The sequence below is a fragment of the Ignavibacteriales bacterium genome, assembly GCA_020635255.1.
Lineage (GTDB): Bacteria > Bacteroidota > Ignavibacteria > Tepidaquicellales > Tepidaquicellaceae > JAEYVS01.
Map to the genome: position 1 here is coordinate 135,312 of JACKAC010000002.1, position 22,705 is coordinate 158,016.

Genomic DNA, 22,705 nt, shown 5'->3' on the forward strand with positions numbered 1-22,705 from the left:
ATGAGTAAAATAGAATATAAAATTTCATTTCCAAATCCCGTAACACATTATTGTGATGTTGAAATAACAACCTCTACCGATGGTGCAGAAGAGATGGAGTTTGAGATGCCAGTGTGGACTCCGGGATCATATAAGGTAAGAGACTACGCAAGGCACGTGGATAAGATTAAAGCAAGCGCAAATAGTAAGGAACTAGATTGTGAAAAAACCGGAAAAAGTTCGTGGGAAATAAATACATCCGGTGTAGGAGATGTAAAACTAACCTACAGGGTCTATTGTAATGAGCTAACGGTGAGGACGAGTGAGATAACCTCGGATCATGCATATTTAAATGGAACGAGCGTGTTTATGTATATTAAGGGGAGGATAGGTGACGAATGCGAATTGGAAATACAACCATACCATGACTGGAAAAAGATATCGACCGGATTGAAAAAGATTGGTGATAGCAGATTCAGCGCTGAGAACTATGATATTTTGGCAGACTGTCCAATAGAAATAGGAAATCAGCAAATATTGGAATTTGAAGTTGATGAGAAGAAACACTATATATGTATTTATGGAGCAGGTAATTATGATGCTGAAAAGTTTGTAGTGGATTTTGAAAAGATAGTTGAAGCAGAAAGCAAGATGATGGAGGGGCTTCCCTATAAGAACTTTACGTTTTTAATTACAATTGCCGAAGGTGTAGGTGGGGGACTCGAACATCTCAATTCATTTTCCGCAATGTATCCGCCATGGGTATTTGACGATGAAAAGAGATACAAGAAATTCCTTGGACTGATATCTCATGAGTTATTCCATGTATGGAATGTAAAGCGAGTGAGACCGTTGGAACTCGGACCATTTGATTATTCAAAGGAAGTATATACAAAGATGCATTGGGTAACGGAAGGATGGACGAGTTTCTTTGATAATCTTACCTTAAAAAGAGCCGATATACTCGACGATAAGGAGTATCTTGAGTTTGTAGCTGAAGAGGTTAACGAAGTTTTGAAATACACAGGAAGATTTCAACAATCACTGGAAGATTCGAGCTACTATAACTGGACTAAATTCTATAACCGTCATGAAAACAGCAGGAATGACCAGATCTCCTATTACAAAAAGGGAGGGTTGATAGCCCTAATGCTGGACATCGAGATAATCACAACTTCAAACTGTGAAAAATCACTGGATGATGTATTGAGAATATTATTTGAGGATTATAACAATGACCCAGGCAAAGGTTATACAGGTGATAGGGTAAAGGAAGTAATAGAGAGTTTAACCGGCAAGAATATGGATGAATTTTGGAACAAGTATATAAGGGGAACGGATGAAATTCCATTTGCAGAATATTTATTAAGGGCAGGTGTTGAATTGAAGGATAAGAATAAGGAGGGAGAGATAAAGCTGAATGCTGTTATCAATAGGAAGAGCGATAATGTAATATTGGATGAGGTTTATGACGGGGGCTCCGCTTATGGTGTCGGATTAAGCGCGGGTGATGAGTTGATTGCTTTGAATGGCATTAGAGTAACTAATAATAACTTTAAAGCAGTACTAAACACATATAAACCCGGCGACGAGACGGAAGTTGTATACAGCCGAGCCGGGAAGGTGAGGGACCTCAAGATGAAGATACTTGAACAGGTTCCTACATACGAGCTTGTAAAAATAGAAAACCCGGATGATATGCAAAAGAAAGTCTGGGAAAAATGGATATCCGGATAAATTATAAACTTCTTTAAATGAAATCAAAAAAATACGTTTACTTCTTCGGCAATGGAAAGGCTGAGGGGAAAGCTAACATGAAAAACCTTCTAGGGGGAAAAGGGGCGAATCTTGCCGAGATGACCAATCTTAAGCTTCCCGTTCCTCCCGGATTCACAATAACAACGGATGTTTGTACATACTATTATGCAAATAAAAAGAAATACCCGAAGGAGTTAAAAAACCAAGTGCAGGAAGCACTTAAGAAGATCGAGAAATTAATGGGTGCGAAATTTGGTGATTCCAAGAACCCGTTATTAGTGAGTGTACGCTCCGGAGCAAGGGCTTCGATGCCAGGGATGATGGATACGGTTTTGAACCTGGGACTTAATGATACCACGGTCGAAGCATTATCTAAGAAATCCGGAAATGAGTGGTTTGCATATGACTGCTACAGGAGATTTGTTCAGATGTACGGAGACGTTGTACTCGATCTAAAGCCTGCAGACAAGAACCAGATCGATCCATTCGAAGAAGTAATAGAAGAAAAGAAGCGTCAGAAAGGAATAAAATACGATACTGAATTCAGTACTGACGATCTGAAAGAGTTGGTGGATGAATTCAAGATGGCAATTAAGAAAAATACCGGGCATAACTTCCCAACGGATCCAATGGAACAGCTATGGGGAGCCATTGGTGCGGTCTTCCGTTCATGGATGAATGACAGGGCGATAGTTTACAGGAAACTGAACAATATCCCGAAAGAATGGGGAACGGCAGTTAATGTACAGTCCATGGTATTTGGAAATATGGGAGAAACGTCCGGAACGGGAGTTGCGTTCACACGTGACCCGGCAACCGGTGAGAACAAGTTCTACGGTGAGTACCTAATGAATGCCCAGGGTGAGGATGTTGTTGCAGGAACCAGGACTCCGCTATCGATAACCAAGCTGGAAAAGGATTCGCCAAAGATATATAAGGAGCTCGATAAGATCAGGAGGACCCTCGAGAAACACTATAGAGATATGATGGATGTCGAGTTCACAATACAGGACGGTAAGCTCTATATGCTTCAGTGCAGGGTTGGTAAGAGGACAGGCATAGCGGCTCTAAGAATGGCAGTCGAAATGGCGGATGAGAAACTTATCAGCCAGAAAGAAGCTATTATGCGTGTCGAGCCGAAGCAATTCAACCATTTGCTTAGACCGATATTCGATTCCAAACAGAAGGATAATGCTATCAAAGACGGCAGGCTCCTTGCGAAAGGGCTCAATGCCGGACCGGGTGCAGCTACGGGGAGAGTTTATTTTAATTCATTCGATGCAGTAAATGCAGCTGCCAGAGGTGAGCAAGTGATACTTGTAAGGATAGAAACATCACCTGAAGACATACGCGGTATGAATGCATCGGAAGGTATTCTTACTTCCAAAGGCGGAATGACATCACACGCGGCGCTTGTTGCAAGACAGATGGGAAAGGTCTGTGTAGCAGGATGCACGATCCTCGACATAGACTATCTATTGAAAACGATAAAGGCGGAAGGCAAAGACACCGTTATCAGGGAAGGGGACTACATTTCAATAGACGGTTCGACGGGTGAAGTGATCGCCGGGAAACTCGATACAAAGCCCTCGGAGGTACTGGCTGTACTTATTGATAAGACAATGAAACCGGGCCAGTCGAAACTATACCAGATGTATGCAAAATTTATGGGTTGGGTGGATAAGAACAGGAAACTTGGTGTCAGGACTAATGCTGACCAGCCGGACCAGGCTGAAAATGCCGTTGCATTCGGAGCTGAAGGAATCGGGCTTTGCAGGACTGAGCATATGTTCTTTGGCGGTGACAGGATAGATGCTGTAAGAGAGATGATACTGGCATATGATGAAACAGGAAGACGGAAAGCGCTGGCAAAGATCCTTCCTTACCAGAGGAAAGATTTTACAGGAATATTCAGGGTAATGAAAGGGAAACCGGTTACAATTAGAACTTTAGATCCCCCCCTACATGAGTTTTTACCTCACACGGATCTTGAGATACAGAAACTTGCCGAATTGATTGGAACGTCGGTCGATGAGATAAAATACAAACTGAATGCTTTAAGGGAATTTAACCCGATGCTGGGCCACAGGGGATGCCGCCTCGCAAATACATATCCCGAAATTACTGAGATGCAAGCAAGAGCAATTTTTGAGGCGGCGGCAAAGGTTAAAAAGGAAGGAATAGAAGTTCATCCGGAGATAATGATACCTCTTGTAGGGAATGAGAACGAATTTATTTTACAAAAGGAAATAGTTGAAAGAGTAGCCAAGGAGGTTATGGAGAAGGAAAAGATAAAGATCAATCACAAGGTTGGTACGATGATAGAAATACCAAGAGCCGCGATCATCGCAGGGAATATTGCGAAAGAAGCCGACTTCTTTTCATTCGGAACAAATGATCTTACACAGCTCACATACGGAATATCCAGAGATGACTCCAGTATATTTATGCCATTTTATGTGGAGAATGAGATATTTGCAAGAGATCCTTTTGAAACTATTGACCAGGAAGGTGTAGGTGTATTAATGGAAGTAGGTGTCGAACGCGGGCGGAAAGTAAAGCCTAACTTAAAGATTGGAATTTGCGGGGAACACGGCGGAGAGCCTGCGTCCGTGGAATTCTGTCACAGGCTAGGACTGAACTATGTTAGCTGTTCACCATTCAGAGTACCTATAGCAAGACTTGCAGCAGCGAGGGCAAACCTTAGCGATTAGTCAGGGTAATTAAAGCTCTGCTCAATAACTACTTCCGGACTGATGCTCAATGCCACAGGACATGCCCGAGCGGCATGTTCGAGAACGTCCCTTTTATTATGAGGTATTCCTAGGGGAAGATTTATTTCAACAACTAATCTTGCTACTTTACGAGGTTTTTCTTTTGTCATGTGTTTTTCCACGCGGACGGTTGTTCCCATAAGGTCAATGTCATGCCCACGCGCACAGATTCCCATTAAAGTCAGGTTACACACTCCAAATGATGTTGCAAGCAGATCAGTTGGTGAAAATGATTCGCCCTTACCCTGGTTATCGACGGGAGCATCGGTTTCGATGACGACCCCGCTGGGACCATGAACAGCCCGGCAGTGGAGGTCGCCTTCGTATGTTATGTTGATCTCTACCATTATTTTACTAATAACATTTTTTTGGTATCTTTAAAACTTCCCGATCGTAATTCATAAAAATAAACCCCGCTTGTAAAATTGGAAGCGTCGAATGTTATATTATAGCTTCCTGAGTTTAGCTCCTCATTTACAAGTGATGCTACCTCATTGCCAAGTATATCATACACTTTCAATGTTACCAATCCCTTCTTTTTTATCTCAAATGAGATGTTTGTCGAGGGGTTGAATGGGTTGGGATAGTTTTGCTTCAGAGAATACCCATCGGCAATATTGTTTGTCTGTTGTATAGTTGTCGGAACTGTTAAAGGAATAAAGCTTACAGTATTGTTACCTGCATTTGGTACAGCGAGCGTGTCGGTACCTCTATTTACATATATATCCGCCGGAGCAGAAAGACCTGTATTGACAACTACTGCAGGGGAAGAGGCAAAGTTAATGTCGTATCTGAAGACCAAGTTACCACTATAGGACGAACAATAGACGTGATCATTTCTATCCAGAGAAATACCGTCAAGATTACTGTAAGGCGTTGTTACCAGGGTTGTTACATCGGTAGAATCCGTAAGACTTACACTCATTACTGTTGCACTGCCACCCCATGCAACTACCAGGAGACGGTTCCTTTTGTAATCTGCATAAACACCATTAGGCGTTCTAGGTACAGTTGCAAAAGCCCAGAATTGATTATCGGAAATACGGATTTTGTAAATTGTTCCGGCAGAGGTAAAGTTTGACACATAAAGATACCCGTTTGTATCAGCATCTATACCATTGAGTGAGGTACCCATCGAGAGATTCATGCCCGGTGTACCGGTATTCAGGTCGTAACCTTTAACAGAGTTACTTGTGGCTGCGTATAAGACCCCATTGTAAATAGTGAGACCGCGAAGCGTACCGCCTGGAGTAACAAAATCGGTTACGACACCGGTTTGGCTTCTCTGAAGAACTTTACCGCTACCGGTATTTGAAATAAAGTATCGTTTGCTTACGGAATCGTAAGTCACACTCTCAGGTGAGCTATACTGCGCATATGAATTTATGCTTAGAAAGGCAGCAATAAAGAGAAATAAGGAGATAGAAATTTTTAGCATGTGTGTAATATGTTTTGTTATGAAACTTCTTGTTTAGCTTTTTTAAGATTTCTCATCCAGCCGGAATATTTTGTCCGGCGAATCGGGGTACCTTCGAATATTGAATTAAACTCTTCCTCTGTCATCCCAAGCTGCTCATCATATGTTTTATTAATTACGTCCGGTCTCGGGTAGAAGTTACCGTCCTCTGTAAATACTTTCCTGCCGTTATACGGGCAAACGTCCTGGCAGATATCACATCCGAATATCCAGCCCTCGAGCGAAATGTCATCGGGTATTTCATTCTTATTCTCGATCGTCTGATACGAAATGCAAAGATTAGCGTCGAGTTTGTACTCATCATAAATAGCTCCTGTCGGACAGGCGTTTATACAAAGAGCGCAATTTTTGCAAAGGTCCTCAATCGGTTCGTCATACTCGAGTTCGAAATTGAGAAAGATCTCACAGAGGAAGAAAAAGCTTCCAATATCCGGGTTAATAACATTTGTGTGTTTGCCCATCCAGCCGATACCGGAGCGAACTGCCCAGGCTTTATCCATAACCGGTCCGTTGTCAACATATGTCCGTGTTTCGATCTCCGGGGATAGTTCCTCAATAGATCTGCAAACAGACTTTAGTTTCTTTTTGAGAACTTTATGATAATCCCTCTTTCCCCATGCATAGCGCGAGATCTTAGGAATATTAGTATCATTCGAATGCAATACGGGGGTATCATATAAATATGCCAATGAGATAACAGATCTTATATTTTCGTCTATTCGTCGCGGGTCAAGCCTTTTTTCAAACGAATTATTCATCCATTTCATGTCGCCATTCATCTCTTCTGCCAGCCATTTTTTAAAATACGGTTCTTCTTCTGTTAGCTTCTCTGCTTTTGCAATTCCTACTTTTGAAAAGCCCTCATTCGCGCAAATATTTTTGATCTTTATGGTTAATTCCCTTTTGGAAAGGCTCATAGTATCAGTCCCATTTAAAATCGAATATCTTTCTATCCGGCTTCTTTACATAGATAACTTCATTCTCAATTTTTAGAGGAAAAGTTCTCAGTTTGCACCCCATCTTTGTAGGTTGTTCTCCGGTCTCCAGGTGGAACTGGAATCCATGAACGGGGCAGGCTACATACATTCCCTCGATATATCCATCATAGATAAGCGGAGAATGGTTATGAGGACAGACGTTATCCACTGCGTAGAAATTGTCATTTACTTTAAATATGACAACTTCCGTTTCATCGTCTATCCGAAACAGTTTTCCTTTTTTATTGTAAACTTCAGATGTCTTACAAAGTTTTACGTAGTCTTTATCCATATAGGTATAAAAAAACTTCTTACCAAAATATTATGATAAGAAGCTTGAATATAAATATAAAACGAAATCTTATTCGAAGTCGAAAACTCTCTCAAGGCGCGCAATTTTTATAATATCCATCACGCTTTCATTCACATTCCTGAGAATAAGTTTCCTGTTCTTTTCTCTTTCTACTCTTTCAGACATAAGCAGGCATGATATACCGCTGCTGTCGCATTTTATCACGTCGCCGAGGTCTATTATGAACTGGTTATCAATTTCCTTTTGCAGAAATAGTAACTCAGTTTTTAGATCTGCGGCGAGTTCATGACCGAGAGTATCGTTTTCAAGTTTAAAAATAGTCTTGTCAGGCTGTTTGTCTACTTCGAATTTCATTATAATTATTGTTTTTCAGGTTGACGTTCGGGTTTAGGCAGAAGCGCTTTACGGCTGAGCTTTAGCTTGCCCATATTATCAATGCCGAGAAGCTTAACCTCTATTTCCTGACCCATTTTAAGAGCATCTTCAACTTTATTAATACGTTTATGATCTATTTCAGAGATATGGAGAAGTCCTTCCTTTCCCGGAAGTATTTCTATAAATGCTCCGAAGTCTTTGATAGATTTTACTTTACCGGTGTATGTCTTACCTGCTTCAGGTACTTCGGTAAGTTTCGCGATCATATCTTTAGCGATGTGAGCGCTGTCTCCGCTTACTGCCGCAATTGTTACTTTACCTTCGTCGTCGATGTCTATCTCGGCTCCGCTTTCCGCAATGATATGCCTTATCATTTTACCACCCGGTCCGATCACAGTACCGATCATATCAACTGGTACATACATTGAATAGAGATGCGGTGCATAATTTGAGATCGACTCTCTCGGTACAGAAATAGCTTCGTTCATCTTGCTGAGTATGTGAAGCCTTCCTGCTTTTGCTTGCGTCAATGCCGTCTGCATGATATCAAAAGAAATACCGGTTATCTTAATATCCATCTGGATGGATGTTATTCCGTTCTCGGTACCGGCAACTTTAAAGTCCATATCGCCGAAGTGATCTTCATCGCCGAGAATATCGGACAGCACAGCTACATCGTCACCTTCTTTTATGAGACCCATCGCAATACCCGCAACAGGCATCTTGGTCTTAACACCGGCATCCATAAGTGCCATCGAACCTGCGCAAACAGTAGCCATAGATGAGGACCCGTTTGATTCAAGTATATCAGATACTACCCTGATAGTATATGGGAAATCATCCTCGGAAGGAAGAACTTTCTTCAATGCTCTTTCAGCCAGGTTACCGTGTCCAACTTCTCTACGTCCCGGTCCCGGTCTTCCGCCAACTTCACCTGTACTGAAGGGCGGGAAGTTGTAATGAAGGATAAATCTCTTTGTAGACAATTCCTTTAATCCTTCGATAAGCTGTTCGTCTCTTTTGGTGCCAAGAGTAACTGTTGTTAAACTTTGTGTCTCACCTCGAGTGAATAACGCCGAGCCGTGGGTTCTCGGGAGAACTCCTACCTCGCATGAAATTGCTCTAATGTCGGTAAGCCCTCTGCCGTCAAGCCTTATCTTTTCCTTTAGTATCCTGTTACGGAGAATATCGCTCTGTATATCATGCATTATTTCTCCTGCTTCTTTTGCATCGAATTCCTTTTCTTCGGCTGTGTATTTTTCTTCTAGAGTAGTTAAAACTCTTGTATCAAGTTCTTTCTTAGCGTCGTGTCTTTCCGCCTTTTTAAGATCAGGATTGGAAAGTATCGCAGTTATTTCATTTAAATATAGATCGTTTATCTGGCTGAGCAATTCCTGGTTAACTTCAGGAGGCGTTACCTCCATTTTTGGTTTTGCGACCTCAGCAGCAAATTCCTTCTGGAATTCACAAAGTTTTGCAATGTTGCTGTGAGCAAACTTAATCGCTTCCAAAAATTCATCTTCAGAGATTTCATTTGCTTCACCTTCGACCATAACTACAGAATCAACTGTACCTGCAACAGTAATATCATAATCTGCTTTATCCAATTGTTCGTGAGTAGGGTTGATCATAAGCTGTCCGTCGACCCTTGAGACTCTAACCTCTGCTATGGGATTGTCGAAAGGTATATTTGAGATCAATAATGCTGCGGATGCGCCGGTAGCCGCGATCACGTCGGGATCTACCTGGCCGTCAGATGAATACACCGAGCATAATATCTGTGTTTCGTTAAAAAATCCATCCGGAAACATTGGACGGATAGGTCTGTCTATTAATCTTGAAGAGAGGATCTCCTTTTCTGATGGTCTTCCTTCTCTTTTGAAAAATCCGCCGGGAATTTTTCCTACCGATGCTGTTTTTTCCCTGTAATCAACAGTTAGCGGGAAAAAATCCTGACCGGGATTTGGTTCGTCTTTAGCCGTAGCAGTGCATAACACAACGTTTTCATCAAGCGATACCAGAACCGCTCCCCCTGCCTGTTTTGCTAATTTTCCTGTTTCGAGCGTTAACGTTCTACCGCCAATCTCAATACTTTTTCTGTGTGTCATTAATTTTTTGAATGTTTACTTTCTGAGTTCAAGGTCTTTTACAACCTTTCTGTACCTTTCGATGTCTGTGTTTTCCAGATATCTCAGGAGTTTTCTTCTTTTCCCTACCATTTTAAGAAGACCTGTATTTGAGTGATGGTCCTTCTTGTGTTTGCTGAAATGGTCGGCGGAGAGGTCCTTTATCCTTTTTGTTAAGATAGCGATCTGAACTTCCGGTTTTCCGGAATCCTTTTCATTCTTACCAAATTTAGTGATGATCTCCTTTTTTTCTTCTGTTGTTAGTCCCATTTAATTCTTTAAATGTTTAGTTATTCTTTAGTTTTTCTATTATTGATAATGTTTTTTCCTTATCGGAATTCATTTCTTTTATTAATTCATCCAGGGAATCAAATTTCTTTTCCTCCCTGAGATATTCAAGAAGATTTATCTTAATCTTCTTGCCGTAAACATTTTCGTCAAAATCGAAAATGTGAACTTCTATTCTCAGCTGCTTTTCATCGGTAACCGTCGGGTTATATCCAATGCTCATCATTCCGAAGTATCTCTTACCCTCTAGTTCAGCCTGAACGGCGTAAATGCCGAGTCTTGGGATAAGCTTAAAATGTGAATCAAGCTCGATATTAGCAGTCGGGTAACCAAGTTCCCGTCCTTTCTTGTGACCGTGGACCACTGTACCTGTGATAGAATACCGCTCTCCGAGAAGCCTGCTTGCTTTGGGAATATCCCCTGTTTCAAGAGCGTGTCTTATGTCCGTACTGCTTACATGCTCACCGCCCGGCGCAAATTCATCTATCTTGTGTACTTCGAAATCGTATTCATTACTTAATTCCTTCAGTGTCTCAAAGTTGCCCTCCCTGTTCTTGCCGAACATGTGGTCATAGCCGAGAACCAAATCGGACAGTCCTACCCCGTTTATAAGGTAGTTCTTGTAAAAATCGACTGCATGTGTTTGTGAGAATTCTTTGGTGAAGTTTATGATATATACCAGGTCTATGTCGAGCTCACGAAAATGATCCAGTTTCTCTTCTGTTGTGTTTAAAAGCTTTATGTCTTTAGCTTTATTTCTAAGAACGATTTGAGGATGCGGGTCGAATGTTATTACAACACTTCTTAATTCTTTGTCCTCTTTTACTTTATTAACCTCATTAATTATCTGTCTGTGTCCCAGGTGTACACCGTCGAACGTGCCTACTGTTACCGCGCTTTTCCTGTCAAATTCTACTTCGTTAAGGTCTCTTGCAATCTTCATATAAGCAAACGCATTAAGAAAGCGTTGCGAGAACTTCTTTGATTTTATCAAAATTAGGAAGGTCGCCGGCACTTTCCAAAACTTCAGCATATTGTACAACCCCGTCCTTATCTATTACAAATGCGCTTCTTCTCGAGACACCATTCATATCAAAACCAAACCCGCCGTCCGGATAAATTGTATCGTATGATTTAATAACTTCCTTGTTAAAGTCACTTAATAGTGGAATACCTATATTGTTTGCTTTTGACCATGCATCAAGTGTAAAGATGGAATCAACACTAATGCCAAGTACTTCAGCATTCAAGTCCTTGTATTCATTTAGTCCGTCTGTTATGCTGCACATCTCATCTGTGCAAACACCTGTGAAAGCCTGAGGGTGAAACAGCAAGACAACATTTTTCCCTTTATAATCACTAAGAGAATAATCCTTTACTTCCCCGGTCATGTTTTTAGATTTGAGTGTAAAATCCGGGGCTTTATCGCCAACTTTTAAAGACATCTAATTCCCTTCCTAAGATTTAAGTTGCTAAATTATATGAACATTAAATATAGCTAATACCTTAAATAGTAACAATGAAATTAATTTCTGCAGAGAATGGATGAATCTCCGTAACTGAGGAATCTGAAATCATTTTTGAGAGCAAAATCGTATATTTTTTGCCAATCATTGCCCACAAAGGCTGAAACCAGCAAAAGTAATGTGCTATTCGGTTGGTGGAAATTTGTAACTAATATATTGGTATATTTAAACTTAAATCCCGGTACGATCATAATACCTGTTTGAGCAGAAATGTGGTCATTTCCGGTCATTTCGAGGTGATTTTGGATGATTTTTAACGGATTTTGGTCAGTTTTTGATAAAAATTGATCATTATATGGCTCCCATTGATCAATTCTTATTTCCGGGTCAAATATTTTAGCTGCTATATAAGGAATACTCTCTATTGTACGTAAAGAAGTAGTACCAACACAAACAATATTTCTATTTTCGGTCAAAAGGTCGATTGTCCTCGCCGGAATGGTTACAAATTCGCTATGCATTGCATGCTCACCGATCAGCTCCGATTTTACCGGCTTGAATGTTCCTGCTCCTACATGAAGGGTGACTTTCCCCATCTCAATGTTTTTTTGCCGAAGTTTTGCTAACACTTCATCCGTAAAGTGAAGTCCAGCAGTTGGCGCAGCAACGGACCCTTCATGTTTTGCATAGATTGTCTGGTAACGGGTTCTGTCTGATTCTTCAGCATTTCGCTTAAGATAAGGGGGAATGGGAGTCTCGCCGATCGATTCAAGGATCTCTGAAAATGTAATACCGTCCGGTTCCCAGGAAAACTCTACGAGATAATTATCCCCGGCATTACCTTTTAGTTCGGCGTGGAGTGTTCCGTTTTTAAAATCTTTGTCGAGTATTCCGGATCTCCATTTACGCAAGTTGCCGATCATGCATACCCATGTACATTGCTCTTTTGCATTGAGGGCTGTTTCTAGAGGTTTATTATGCGGGTCAAGACAGAATATCTCTATAGGCTTTGAGCCTTCACGTTCGAACAATATTCGTGCCTGGATAACTTTTGTATCGTTAAAAATTACAACTGAATTTTCGGGAATATATTCTGCGATATGACTAAATATATCTTCGGAAATTTTTCCGTCCTTGTAAACAAGCAGCTTAGAGGAATCCCGTTTTTCAAGAGGGTAGCGGGCAATCCTTTCTTCCGGAAGTTCGTATGAGTAATTCTCGATGCGTATTTTCTTGGGGTCATTCAATCTTGATCCAGTTTTAACATCATTTCAAAGTGAGGACCGATCGTGGGGATTTCGAACTCTTCCGAAATAATCGAGAAGCCGAAATTTCTATAAAAGCTGGTTGCCTTTGTTCTTGCGTTGCACCAGAGATAATCAGCCTTCCTATTTTTGAGTTCGTTTATTCCAAAGTCCAGTATCTTTTTACCGTAGCCTTTGCCCTGTGAAACGGGATCTGTTGCCATGCTTCTAAGACGGTAACCAACACCGTCATAACCTTTTTTATCCTCTTTATAAAAGGAGGCGATCGAAATAAGTTTATCTCCTTCGAATAATCCCAGGTGGAAAGTTGATGGATCCTCATCGCCCGGAAACTTTCCTTCTTCGACCTGTCTGCCCGGCCGCAGTACTAACATCCTGAGAGGGAGTATTTCTTCTGTTTTGCAGATTTTAATTCCCATATACTCAAAATAATGAGAATGATGCATATTTTTTATCCAAATACCTCGTATATATTAATAATTAAACTTAATTTTGAATGATGGAAACCCCCAATTTCAGGATAGGTTTTGGATATGATATCCACAGGTTCGCTGATGGAAGAAAATTCATTCTTGGCGGAGTGGAAATCCCTTATTCTATGGGATTGGATGGTCATTCCGATGCAGATGTACTTCTGCATTCTTTGTGTGATGCTATTCTTGGAGCAGCAGGGTTTGAAGATATAGGGCATCAATTCCCAAATACAGACCCGGAATTCAAGGATATATCCAGTCTTGTATTATTGGAAGAATCAATGAAACTTGCCGATTCAGCCGGTTGGAAGATTGCAAACACTGATATAATGGTGATCCTGGAGGACCCAAAGATATACCCGCACATTCCGGAAATGAAGAAGAACATATCGGGAATTATTAACTGTGATACAATATCCATAAAAGCGACGACAAACGAGGGATTGGGAGGTGTCGGAAGAGGTGAAGGCTGTGCATGTTACTCGGTTGTATTATTATATAAATAAATCGTATGGGCCTAGAGATGATTTTCGATGGAATAGATTCCTGGCTGTTTTACTTTTTCAATAAGACGCTGGCAAATCCCTTCTTCAATTCCTTCATGCCGTTTATCACCGAGACTAAACACTGGTACATCTTTTACTTTCTTGTAGGGCTTTACCTGGTTATCAAAGGCGGGACGAGAGGCAGGGTTGCAGTTATACTTGCAATAATACTGATACTCGGAACAGACCAGTTTTCAAATCTCTTAAAAGAATTTTTTGGAAGAGTAAGGCCATGTCACTCCCTTCCAAATGTAAACTTGCTTGTAGGATGCAACGATTCATATTCGTTTCCATCTAACCATGCAATGAATAATTTTGCTGCTGCGTTTCTGTTTACTTATTTTTATCCGAAATTAAAATGGTGGTTTTATATTGCAGCAACTATCATATCGCTTTCGAGAGTATTTTGCGGCGTGCATTACCCGTTCGACCTGGTGGCCGGAGCGGCAGTAGGAATTTTATGGGCTATGCTGTTGGTTTACATATGGAAAAAGTTTAACGAGAAGTTCAAAATCTTGCAAAATTGAATATTCCCGATTTTCTCAAGAACAAGACAACACTTTGTATCACAGCAGGGATCTTTTTCGGTCTCTCGTTTCCCCCGGTAAATCTTTACTTCCTGGTCTTTATAGCCTTTGCTATTTATATCCACATTGTAACAACGGCAACTACATATAAAAAGGTTATATTTAGAACCTATCTGATCTTTATTATCTGGGAAATGATCTCGATTTCATGGATAGGACTGAGCGGTTTTACAAAACCGGAGTATTTTATGATTATTGGTGGGTTTATGACAGCCGTGCTCCATCCGATCGTTTATTTACTACCTCCAACGGTCATTTTTTTCTTTGTCGCCAGGAATATGAAATTTAAGAAGAACCAGGAATTGATTCTCTTATTTCTTCCGCCTATATGGATAGCATTTGAATACCTGCAGACAACTAATGAACTGACGTTTCCCTGGCTTTCTCTGGCATATACGCAGACATATAATTTGCACAAAGTTCAATATATTGATATCACCGGGATGTATACAGTAACACTCTGGATAACAATAATTGCAATTTTATTATTCTTTGGAGTGAGGAAGCTCCTTAACAGGGAATGGCAATTGAAAGGTGGCAAAACAGTAATACTTGGAGTAATTATAATCTTTATATATTTCATTCCGGATTTTTATGCATTTATTACATCACCGAGTGAAAAATACACAAAGAATTTTGAAGATGGAAAGATCGATGTTGGTATAGTTCAGCCGAACAAGAACCCATGGTTTAAATGGGGCAGTGATCAGTTTGAGATTACAAAGGAGTATGTTAAGCTTATGGAAGAAGCAGCGGATCATAAGCCAAGGCCTAAACTTATAATTTTACCGGAGACTTCGCTTCCATATGTCCTTCGTATGCCTATGAACGAGACCAAGCATGCTATTATAAAAACGTTTGTGCAGGAACAAGGCATCCCCGTACTTATCGGTACGCCGGACATTCTTTATTACCCTGATACAGGCTATGTTCCTCCTGATGCACGGGAATTTTCGGACGGAAGAAAATACGATATTTTTAATACAGCGATTCTTATGGAGAAAAATGTTAAAAAAGAAGATTATCAGACACACGATAAGTTTAAGCTTGTAATCGGAAGCGAAAGAATGCCATACCAGAACAGACTTTTATTCCTTCGTGATCTTATTAAATGGTCGGTTGGGTTGAGTAATTTCCAGATTGGGAAGGACACTGTTTTATTTGACCTGGATGGGAAATACAAATTCAATACGGCTATATGCTATGAATCCGTTTTTCCGGAATTCTTTGCTCATTATGTAGATATGGGAGCGGAGTTTTCGGTTATAATTACAAATGACGGATGGTGGGGAAAACTATTCGGGACCTACCAGCACAATCAGTATGCAACTTTCCGGGCAGTAGAGAACCGTCGATGGATAGCAAGAAGCGCCAATACTGGAATATCATGTACTATCGATCCTTATGGAAACATGTATGACGTCTCAAATGTAAATGAACGGGCTATTATTAATTCGGAGATAGGCATAAGAAAAGAGAAAACGTTTTATACCACTCATGGTGACGTTTTCTCTAAAATTATGATTCTGGTCTCAATAGCAACATTAATTATCGCTATTGGGCTAAAATTTCGTAAACGAACTACTTCTTAAGCTTCCCGGCAAACTCCCTTGCTTCTTCCATTGATGCAAACTTACCGATCCTGACTCTGTAATATGTACCTTTTTCCCTCAGGTCAGCTTGAACGACGGAAACTTTTTTGTTACCTGCCGATATTTTGGAGGCCGACTTATCAGCATCTGACTTTGTCTTAAAGGATGCTGTTTGAATATAGATTCCGTCCGGTGCGTTAACAAAAGCTACGTTAAGGGTTTTGTCAAATGTAACCTCTTCTTGAGCAGGAGGTGTTTGAGTTTGTTGAGTCTTTTCCTCCTTTGTCTCGGGTGCTTTTTTCGTATTCTGTTCCTGGTTTGTAGTTACAGGCGGTATATTTTCTTTTGAAGTTTGATTTTGTTGTTCACTTTTTTGTTCACTGCTTTGCAGAGGTGTGTTTTGCTGTTCCGTATTGACCTGGTCGTTTTTGTTTTCCGGCGGTGGTGTAAAACTGCCCGTGTTTGAAGCCAGATAGACCATTAGAATTAAGAATGCTACAATAGCTCCTCCAATCCAGTAACCCTTTTTACGAGATTTTTCGGACTTTTCCTTGTACATCTGCTCTCTTTCTTGATCCTTTTTAATGTATGATGGGGATTGTGAAAGGATCGGAGAGGGTTGAGAAGTTTTGAGTTCGGGAATTTTTGATACAGGAGGTTCAATTAACTCCTTTTCCTCCCGGATTTGCATTGGTTTCTCGACTTCCTTTTTATCAGGGAGTGGATCTGTCTTGGCTTCAAAAATATCTTCGAAGCTTTTAGCATCACTTCTTGTTTCTAATATCCCCGATTTTAGTTCTTCAACATCCTCCGGTATTAATATGTCATTTTTTGTATAATCAGTATTCTTGTTTATATCATCATCGCTAGCAATAGGATCAAAATTTTCATGAAGTAATTCTGTCTCTTCATACTTGAATTTCGTTTCCTCTGACTTATCCTCTTTTAGAGTCATATCTTCTTCCTGTTGGATCTCAGGTGCTGGCTCAAATTTGTCAACAGGTATTTCCTCCAATGGTTTCTCAAATTCAACTTGCTTTTCTCCCTGGATAGGTTTTTCTTCAATATGTATCTCGTTTATGGGTGGAATTTCATCTACCTGCTCGACCATTGAATTAATATCTTCTATTATTTTATTTCTTTCCGCTATTATCTTACTTAGTTCTGCATTCCTTTCATCTTCGAAAGTTTTAAACTCCTCTAACTTATCCCTATCGTCTATTGCAAAATCTTTGATATCATGTTCCTGCATCGATGTTGATTCATCCCTTTCCTCGGTTTGATGCTCGGGAGTTAATTGTTCGAGTGCCTTTTTCCTTTCGTTGATCAGTCTTTCGATACTTGCGAGTTCATCAATTTCAGGTAGTTGATCCGGACTGGGCAAAATGTCCTCTATTTTTTCTTCACTTGTGATATCTTTGTGAAGCTCTATCAGGCTATGCGGTAATTCAAAATTTTTCATGTCTTTTTCTCCGGAAATATGTTCTCCCTCTGGGTTTTCCAACTTACTTTTAATGAAATCATTTATCTCATTAGATGATGAATCTTGAGAAAGATCATCACGAATGATACTTCGGTCATATTTATCTTTGTTTTCCATTACTCTGGGATTTATGTTTTCTGGTAATATTTTATATTCAATATCTCTTTTGAATGGAGCTTTTTTATTTATTCCAGCTGTTTCATCATCTTTGTCTGTTGACGGTCTGAGAATAGTTGGTGAAAGATTGTTATATTTTGAGTTTACTTCAAATGTAAATTTTTTAACAGGTGAGAATGAAACGGTCTTATATACGCCTTCTCCCTTTTTTCTCGAAATAACTTTAAACTTGCCGAACTCGCTAATATTTATATCTTTACCCTTTCTCAGTGCGTTTGACATCGAATCTATAACAGAGTTTACCAATTGATAAATGTCGATGGTTGAGATACCGAATTCCTCGGCAAGTTTTATAACAAGTTCATCTTTATTCAACGGTTTCGTTTATATTATCCAGCAAAATTCCAGACGGTGTAAATAAAATCTTATCTTTAGGAGGAATTAAGACTTCAGATTTCTTTTTGCTGTCGAATTCTTTTCGCATATGTATATGGATAACCTCAAAGTTACCAAATTCATCAATCCCAAAGCCTTTATTCTCTTTTACACTTTCTTTCATTAATTCAAACATCCTATCAAATATTTTTTCAGCTGTATCCTTTCGTAAGGTACTTTTATATATTATCTTATTTAAAAGAGATTTTTTATTCATTTTCAAATAAATACTTAATGTTTTCTATTAGCTTTTCAAGATACAATCTATCTGTTTCATCGAAATTTCCAATGCTGTCGCTGTCAAGATCAAGGACTCCTTTTGGGGTACCACTCGATATTATCGGGATCACAATCTCAGAGCGTGAATCGGAATCACAATAAATATGTCCTGGAAACTTCTCTACATCTTCAACTATAATGGATTCTTTTCCTTCAAGTGACTGTCCACAAACACCTTGGCCTGATTTGATTCGTGTACAAGCAACTTTTCCCTGGAAAGGTCCAAGTACCAGTTCATTTGTAGCTGGTTCGTAATAATAAAACCCAACCCAGATCACTCCCGGAAGAGAATATTTAAGAACAGATGTAATGTTTGCAATATTTGATATTATATTATGTTCATCTTTTAATAAAAAGTCAATCTGTTTTATTAACAGATCATAGATGTCGGTTTTTGAAGCCGATTTGGGAATTTTTATTTCGTGAGCCAATTGAGTAGTTTATACTTTTAATTTATAGGAATAGAATTAAAATATAAACTGAAATGGAGGATTTGCAGTAATTATTTCAAGCCCCCTTCATCCGACGGAGTATTTTTAGGCTTCCTATCATTATTTTTTTTCTTAATCTGGGAATCTTCACTTCCACCAAATATATAGCTTACTGACAGCGAAAATAATTGAGCATTATATGTACTTTTGTATGTTTGTTTAAAATTTTCCCCATAAATATCCGAATTATAAGTATTTTTATTAAATGGATTCATAATATTTACTGCAATGTTTAGCTTTTCATCAAATAAATCCTTTCCAAAGTATAAAAATAAGCTTTGAAAACTTCCGTGAGAAGATAGGTATGAATACGAGTTAGCAGAATAATAGAAATTTGCGCCCCATGAGAATAAGTCTTTAAGTTCTCCATATACTCCGGCATTCAGATTATAATTCCATCCCCCAGAGGTATAATTAGAATAGTCTAATTTATCTGCCCTGAATCCTGCGTTCAAATTAAAGACTTCAAATAATTGACCTGTCAGATAGGTACTCAATCCGTAACTTTTCGATGTGGAAATATTGTCATAGGTAGAGGCAGCTACATTCCCCTCTAAAAGCTTTACTGTCCGTTCGATTACATTAGTCGCTAATTTATAGAATATTGAGAAGTTTATGTTTAGTTGTTCAAATAGGGTGTTAAATCCAATTTCAAAATTCTGTCTCCGTTCGGGCTGAAGATATGGGTTTCCAACTGAATAGTGGTAAGGGTCAGAATACTTTTTATAAGGGTTAAGTCTACTATAGCCCGGGCGAGAAACTCTATTGGAATAAGAAAATTTCATCGTTGTAAAGTCATTGGTTTTATACGATAAATTTATATATGGCATAATATCAAGATACGAATTATCAAATTCTTCGCCGGTCGTTTTCTGATTTCCATAATTATAATAGTATTCTAATCTACCACCAAATTTTGTTCTTAATTCCAGTATTTTAAAAGAGACGTCTGTGTAAACACCAACAATATCATTGTTGTAGTAAAAATTGTTTGGGCTGACACTGGTCGAATCCACAGATGAATATGAGTTTGAGTAGTTATTCTCTATGTAATTCAATTCACCGTATAATCCGCTTTCTATCCCAAATGTTTTATTAATTCTGTTTAAGTAATCGAGCTTTAATGTATGATTTCTACTAATATTTAATGTAGATTCGTTTCGCAAATATGAATCATTATTATTAAATAAGTCTTCTACAGTAAAGTTATTGTAAGAATTATATTTCCTATATTCAAAATCATATTCGCTATAAAATTCGCTTTCACCTTTGGTAATATTATTATAAGCAGCTAGATGAAGCGAATATGGTTTATTACTAAAGTTTTGAACACCTCTTTGAAAATTTGTTATAACATTATTTGAGTTAATATCTGATTCATCTGTATTCGAAGAGTTGTTGCTATTATTTGAATTAAATCTTCCGCTCAATCCAAAATAGTTTTCCTTTCCATAAGAGTAATCCGAACTGATCGAACCGTAATTTGAAGTATATCCGGAAGTAGACGATGAATTTACTTCATGAGTTGAGCTATCAAGATAACTTAGCCTATTGGAGGTATAATCGATATCATTATTATAATGTGAGTTACTGTATCTTGACCCAATGTTAAACTTGTTTTTGTAATAGTTAAGGTTCGCACCACCATTATAATTTAGTTGGTTTGTTACGTCCGCGTTTACACTTCCGTATATATTATAACCTGTCTCCTCTTTTGTGATAAGATTTATAATTCCTGTACCCGAAACTGAATTGTATTTCGACGACGGATTGGTAAGGATCTCAATTTTTGAGAAAATATCAGCCGGGAATTGTTTTAGAAAGCTAGATATATCAGTTTTACGCCCATCCATCAAAAATTGTGGTGTTGAGCCGTTTAGAGTAACGTTCCCTTCCGGATCAATTGATAGTAGGGGAATCTTTCTTAAAAGGTCGGCAAGTGTGCGTGAACCCGATATAATTTCCTTGTCGAGATTAAAGATATACTTATCATCTTCTACCTGCATAAACGGAAGTTTACCTTCAACAGTAATCTCATCTGTTATGTATTTTGACGATACCATAAAAATAGTGTCTAAATTATCAACCGAAAGAGTAGATGTCGGGAGGATCCTGGTTTCATAATCCTCTTTCAAAAGTCTTATGAATGAGTTCTTTGCGGTATCAATACTGAGTGAAAATATACCTTTATCATCTGAAAACACAATCAGTACTATACTATCGTTTTCCATATATTGAATAGAACATCCTTTCAGCACTTCCTTAGAGATAAAGTCTTGGATACATCCTTTAACTTTAATACCTGTTTGCTCGGCATCATCATTTTGGGCAAAGAGAGGTATCGAAGTTAAGGAAATAACAACTAAGATTATAATATTTAAAATAATTTTGCTTTTAAACATGTGGCAGAAAATGATTTATTAATATAATGAAAATAAAAAGGAGGGAAAATAGTATTTTGATTAGCCCTTTTTGTGTACTTAATATTTAATTCAATTCCTTTATTTTAAGTAACCACATGACAGGCGTTTCTATTAATAAAAAGATACTTTCTTTAGCTCTCCCGGCTGTATTATATACAATTACAAAATCTTCCTTTTCCATTATTGATGCATATTGGGTGGGGAAACTCGGCAGCTTGGAGCTAGCTGGCTTAACTGTTGCTACATTTATAGTCTGGGGTGTCATTTCCCTGACTGAAGTAATTTCTCTTGGTCTTAATGCACTTGTAGCTCAGTCTGTTGGTGCTAAAGATTTTAATTTATCAAAAAAAGTAAGTACAGTTAATATAACAAATAGTTTTCTTTTCTCTATATTAATAGGCTGGGCGATGATCCCAGTTATCCCGGGATTATTTTATATTATGGGGCTCAATGATACAGAGGTTTCACAGGCAAATCAATATCTCATCCCCATTTTGATAGGTCTGCCCTGTCTTGCACTAAGAGATGCCATTAGTGCTGTTTTTAGGGGTTATGGTGATACAAAAACACCATTTTACCTACTTCTTTTTGCCGTAGCTTTGAACTTTTTTACAACCCCTTTACTGATATTCGGAATTCAGATAGGAAATGAAAGAATATTGAAATTCGGACTGAGCGGAGCTGCTTTTGCGACATTGTTTTCATACTTACTTTCATACATTATCGGATATGTTATTGCCCGGCGCAGGGATCTTCTTAGCTCAATAAAAAAATACACTATAAATCTCCCTATAGTAAAGGAAACGTTTAAAATTGGAACACCCGTTGCAGTTAACGGAATGGCTTTTTCTATGATATATGTTTTTGTAGCAAGATTTGTTGCACTATACGGATCAACCGGGTTGGCTGCTATGGGGATCGGACATAAATCGGAATCTGTAGCATTCCAAATCTGTATGGGATTTACACTCGCCTCAACAATAATGGTGGGTCATAGCTTTGGTGCCGGGAAGAAAGATGAGGCAGAAAACATAGCATGGAGGATTGTTGCTGTCTGTGGAAGTATCGTTCTTGTATATTCTATAGGTCTGTTTATGTTTAGTTCGGAAATTGCTTCCATCTTTACTTCAGACTTAGCAGTGATAAATGCAGCTTCAGACTACAACAAGTTTGCTTCAGCTGTGTTAGTCTTTACTGCCGTTGAGGTTGTATTGGAAGGAGCATTTTCAGGAGCGGGTGATACAATGCCGCCGGCAATAATAACAATGCCTTTCAACATTCTCCGTATTCCGCTTGCGGCATTACTTTCACCAGGGCTTGGATTAAATGGAATCTGGCTTGCTATTGCTATTTCAAACCTAGGCAAGGGTATCTTAATGGCGATTTGGTTTAAGAGAGGGAAGTGGAAATTAAAATCACTCAAGCTTTTGGAAGAAAAAGATCATTTAAAAGAAATCAAGGAAGTGGAATAAAAAACCCTCC

Annotated in this window: 21 protein-coding genes; 6 read left to right on the plus strand and 15 right to left on the minus strand. The window is 38.9% G+C overall.

Features of this window, described 5'->3' with window-relative positions:
- Complete coding sequence (locus tag H6614_08450; GenBank protein MCB9243688.1) at positions 1–1,716, plus strand: M61 family metallopeptidase; 1,716 nt, start codon at positions 1–3, stop codon at positions 1,714–1,716.
- Between the two features lie 17 nt (positions 1,717–1,733).
- Positions 1,734–4,451, plus strand: coding sequence for a pyruvate, phosphate dikinase (locus H6614_08455; protein MCB9243689.1), 2,718 nt, complete (start codon positions 1,734–1,736; stop codon positions 4,449–4,451).
- On the opposite strand, the gene H6614_08460 is transcribed toward H6614_08455, so the two are convergent.
- From H6614_08460 to H6614_08510, 11 genes are all read right to left on the minus strand, one after another.
- Positions 4,448–4,858 (minus strand): OsmC family protein, encoded by a 411-nt coding sequence (locus H6614_08460; protein MCB9243690.1) that lies wholly within the window; start codon positions 4,856–4,858, stop codon positions 4,448–4,450. The genes H6614_08455 and H6614_08460 overlap by 4 nt on opposite strands.
- Entirely contained in the window at positions 4,858–5,436 is a 579-nt protein-coding gene (locus tag H6614_08465; protein ID MCB9243691.1) for a T9SS type A sorting domain-containing protein, read from the minus strand. Before H6614_08465 ends, H6614_08460 begins: the two co-directional genes overlap by 1 nt.
- Before the next feature lie 530 nt (positions 5,437–5,966).
- Entirely contained in the window at positions 5,967–6,905 is a 939-nt protein-coding gene (queG, locus tag H6614_08470) for a tRNA epoxyqueuosine(34) reductase QueG (GenBank protein MCB9243692.1), read from the minus strand.
- Positions 6,906–6,909: 4 nt separating this feature from the next.
- Positions 6,910–7,257, minus strand: a complete 348-nt coding sequence (locus H6614_08475; protein MCB9243693.1) for a nitrite reductase (NAD(P)H) small subunit — start codon at positions 7,255–7,257, stop codon at positions 6,910–6,912.
- A gap of 69 nt (positions 7,258–7,326) precedes the next feature.
- Entirely contained in the window at positions 7,327–7,632 is a 306-nt protein-coding gene (locus H6614_08480; GenBank protein ID MCB9243694.1) for an STAS domain-containing protein, read from the minus strand.
- A 5-nt stretch (positions 7,633–7,637) separates the two neighbouring features.
- Positions 7,638–9,761 carry a polyribonucleotide nucleotidyltransferase gene (gene pnp, locus H6614_08485; protein ID MCB9243695.1) on the minus strand — a complete coding sequence of 708 codons (2,124 nt, stop codon included), beginning with the start codon at positions 9,759–9,761 and terminating at the stop codon, positions 7,638–7,640.
- A gap of 15 nt (positions 9,762–9,776) precedes the next feature.
- Entirely contained in the window at positions 9,777–10,049 is a 273-nt protein-coding gene (rpsO, locus tag H6614_08490; GenBank protein ID MCB9243696.1) for a 30S ribosomal protein S15, read from the minus strand.
- A gap of 16 nt (positions 10,050–10,065) precedes the next feature.
- Positions 10,066–11,010 (minus strand): bifunctional riboflavin kinase/FAD synthetase, encoded by a 945-nt coding sequence (locus H6614_08495; protein MCB9243697.1) that lies wholly within the window; start codon positions 11,008–11,010, stop codon positions 10,066–10,068.
- A 13-nt stretch (positions 11,011–11,023) separates the two neighbouring features.
- The gene (locus H6614_08500) at positions 11,024–11,512 is read right to left on the minus strand and encodes a redoxin domain-containing protein (protein ID MCB9243698.1); all 489 of its coding nucleotides are present in this window, start codon (positions 11,510–11,512) and stop codon (positions 11,024–11,026) included.
- An 80-nt stretch (positions 11,513–11,592) separates the two neighbouring features.
- The gene (locus H6614_08505; GenBank protein ID MCB9243699.1) at positions 11,593–12,780 is read right to left on the minus strand and encodes an S-adenosylmethionine:tRNA ribosyltransferase-isomerase; all 1,188 of its coding nucleotides are present in this window, start codon (positions 12,778–12,780) and stop codon (positions 11,593–11,595) included.
- Positions 12,777–13,217, minus strand: coding sequence for a GNAT family N-acetyltransferase (locus H6614_08510; protein MCB9243700.1), 441 nt, complete (start codon positions 13,215–13,217; stop codon positions 12,777–12,779). Before H6614_08510 ends, H6614_08505 begins: the two co-directional genes overlap by 4 nt.
- 80 nt (positions 13,218–13,297) lie before the next feature.
- Here H6614_08510 and H6614_08515 point away from each other — a divergent pair, with 80 nt between their 5' ends.
- From H6614_08515 to lnt, 3 genes are read left to right on the plus strand one after another with little or no spacing between them, the layout of a single operon-like run.
- A complete protein-coding gene (locus H6614_08515) occupies positions 13,298–13,777 on the plus strand; it encodes a 2-C-methyl-D-erythritol 2,4-cyclodiphosphate synthase (GenBank protein MCB9243701.1) in 480 nt (159 codons plus the stop codon).
- Positions 13,778–13,782: 5 nt separating this feature from the next.
- Complete coding sequence (locus H6614_08520) at positions 13,783–14,343, plus strand: phosphatase PAP2 family protein (protein MCB9243702.1); 561 nt, start codon at positions 13,783–13,785, stop codon at positions 14,341–14,343.
- A complete protein-coding gene (gene lnt / locus H6614_08525) occupies positions 14,340–15,995 on the plus strand; it encodes an apolipoprotein N-acyltransferase (GenBank protein ID MCB9243703.1) in 1,656 nt (551 codons plus the stop codon). Before H6614_08520 ends, lnt begins: the two co-directional genes overlap by 4 nt.
- Here lnt and H6614_08530 read toward each other — a convergent pair.
- The 4 genes from H6614_08530 to H6614_08545 form a co-directional block, all read right to left on the minus strand.
- Positions 15,985–17,970 carry an SPOR domain-containing protein gene (locus H6614_08530; GenBank protein ID MCB9243704.1) on the minus strand — a complete coding sequence of 662 codons (1,986 nt, stop codon included), beginning with the start codon at positions 17,968–17,970 and terminating at the stop codon, positions 15,985–15,987. The two genes, lnt and H6614_08530, sit on opposite strands and share 11 nt — an antisense overlap.
- Positions 17,963–18,247: an HU family DNA-binding protein gene (locus H6614_08535; protein ID MCB9243705.1), complete on the minus strand. Its 285-nt coding sequence runs from the start codon at positions 18,245–18,247 to the stop codon at positions 17,963–17,965. Before H6614_08535 ends, H6614_08530 begins: the two co-directional genes overlap by 8 nt.
- The gene (locus H6614_08540; protein ID MCB9243706.1) at positions 18,240–18,740 is read right to left on the minus strand and encodes a GAF domain-containing protein; all 501 of its coding nucleotides are present in this window, start codon (positions 18,738–18,740) and stop codon (positions 18,240–18,242) included. The genes H6614_08535 and H6614_08540 overlap by 8 nt, the downstream gene beginning before the upstream one ends.
- A 71-nt stretch (positions 18,741–18,811) precedes the next feature.
- Entirely contained in the window at positions 18,812–21,202 is a 2,391-nt protein-coding gene (locus H6614_08545) for a TonB-dependent receptor (GenBank protein MCB9243707.1), read from the minus strand.
- 116 nt (positions 21,203–21,318) lie between these two features.
- Here H6614_08545 and H6614_08550 point away from each other — a divergent pair, with 116 nt between their 5' ends.
- Positions 21,319–22,695, plus strand: coding sequence for an MATE family efflux transporter (locus H6614_08550; protein ID MCB9243708.1), 1,377 nt, complete (start codon positions 21,319–21,321; stop codon positions 22,693–22,695).
- The last annotated feature ends 10 nt before the right edge of the window (positions 22,696–22,705 follow it).

Bases quoted from the DNA above. Each gene is read 5' to 3' on its own strand.
- H6614_08450 (MCB9243688.1), top strand. From the start codon at position 1: ATGAGTAAAATAGAATATAAAATTTCATTTCCAAATCCCGTAACACAT.
- H6614_08455 (MCB9243689.1), top strand. From the start codon at position 1,734: ATGAAATCAAAAAAATACGTTTACTTCTTCGGCAATGGAAAGGCTGAG.
- H6614_08460 (MCB9243690.1), bottom strand. From the start codon at position 4,858: ATGGTAGAGATCAACATAACATACGAAGGCGACCTCCACTGCCGGGCT.
- H6614_08465 (MCB9243691.1), bottom strand. From the start codon at position 5,436: ATGAGTGTAAGTCTTACGGATTCTACCGATGTAACAACCCTGGTAACA.
- queG (MCB9243692.1), bottom strand. From the start codon at position 6,905: ATGAGCCTTTCCAAAAGGGAATTAACCATAAAGATCAAAAATATTTGC.
- H6614_08475 (MCB9243693.1), bottom strand. From the start codon at position 7,257: ATGGATAAAGACTACGTAAAACTTTGTAAGACATCTGAAGTTTACAAT.
- H6614_08480 (MCB9243694.1), bottom strand. From the start codon at position 7,632: ATGAAATTCGAAGTAGACAAACAGCCTGACAAGACTATTTTTAAACTT.
- pnp (MCB9243695.1), bottom strand. From the start codon at position 9,761: ATGACACACAGAAAAAGTATTGAGATTGGCGGTAGAACGTTAACGCTC.
- rpsO (MCB9243696.1), bottom strand. From the start codon at position 10,049: ATGGGACTAACAACAGAAGAAAAAAAGGAGATCATCACTAAATTTGGT.
- H6614_08495 (MCB9243697.1), bottom strand. From the start codon at position 11,010: ATGAAGATTGCAAGAGACCTTAACGAAGTAGAATTTGACAGGAAAAGC.
- H6614_08500 (MCB9243698.1), bottom strand. From the start codon at position 11,512: ATGTCTTTAAAAGTTGGCGATAAAGCCCCGGATTTTACACTCAAATCT.
- H6614_08510 (MCB9243700.1), bottom strand. From the start codon at position 13,217: ATGGGAATTAAAATCTGCAAAACAGAAGAAATACTCCCTCTCAGGATG.
- H6614_08515 (MCB9243701.1), top strand. From the start codon at position 13,298: ATGGAAACCCCCAATTTCAGGATAGGTTTTGGATATGATATCCACAGG.
- H6614_08520 (MCB9243702.1), top strand. From the start codon at position 13,783: ATGGGCCTAGAGATGATTTTCGATGGAATAGATTCCTGGCTGTTTTAC.
- H6614_08535 (MCB9243705.1), bottom strand. From the start codon at position 18,247: ATGAATAAAAAATCTCTTTTAAATAAGATAATATATAAAAGTACCTTA.
- H6614_08545 (MCB9243707.1), bottom strand. From the start codon at position 21,202: ATGTTTAAAAGCAAAATTATTTTAAATATTATAATCTTAGTTGTTATT.
- H6614_08550 (MCB9243708.1), top strand. From the start codon at position 21,319: ATGACAGGCGTTTCTATTAATAAAAAGATACTTTCTTTAGCTCTCCCG.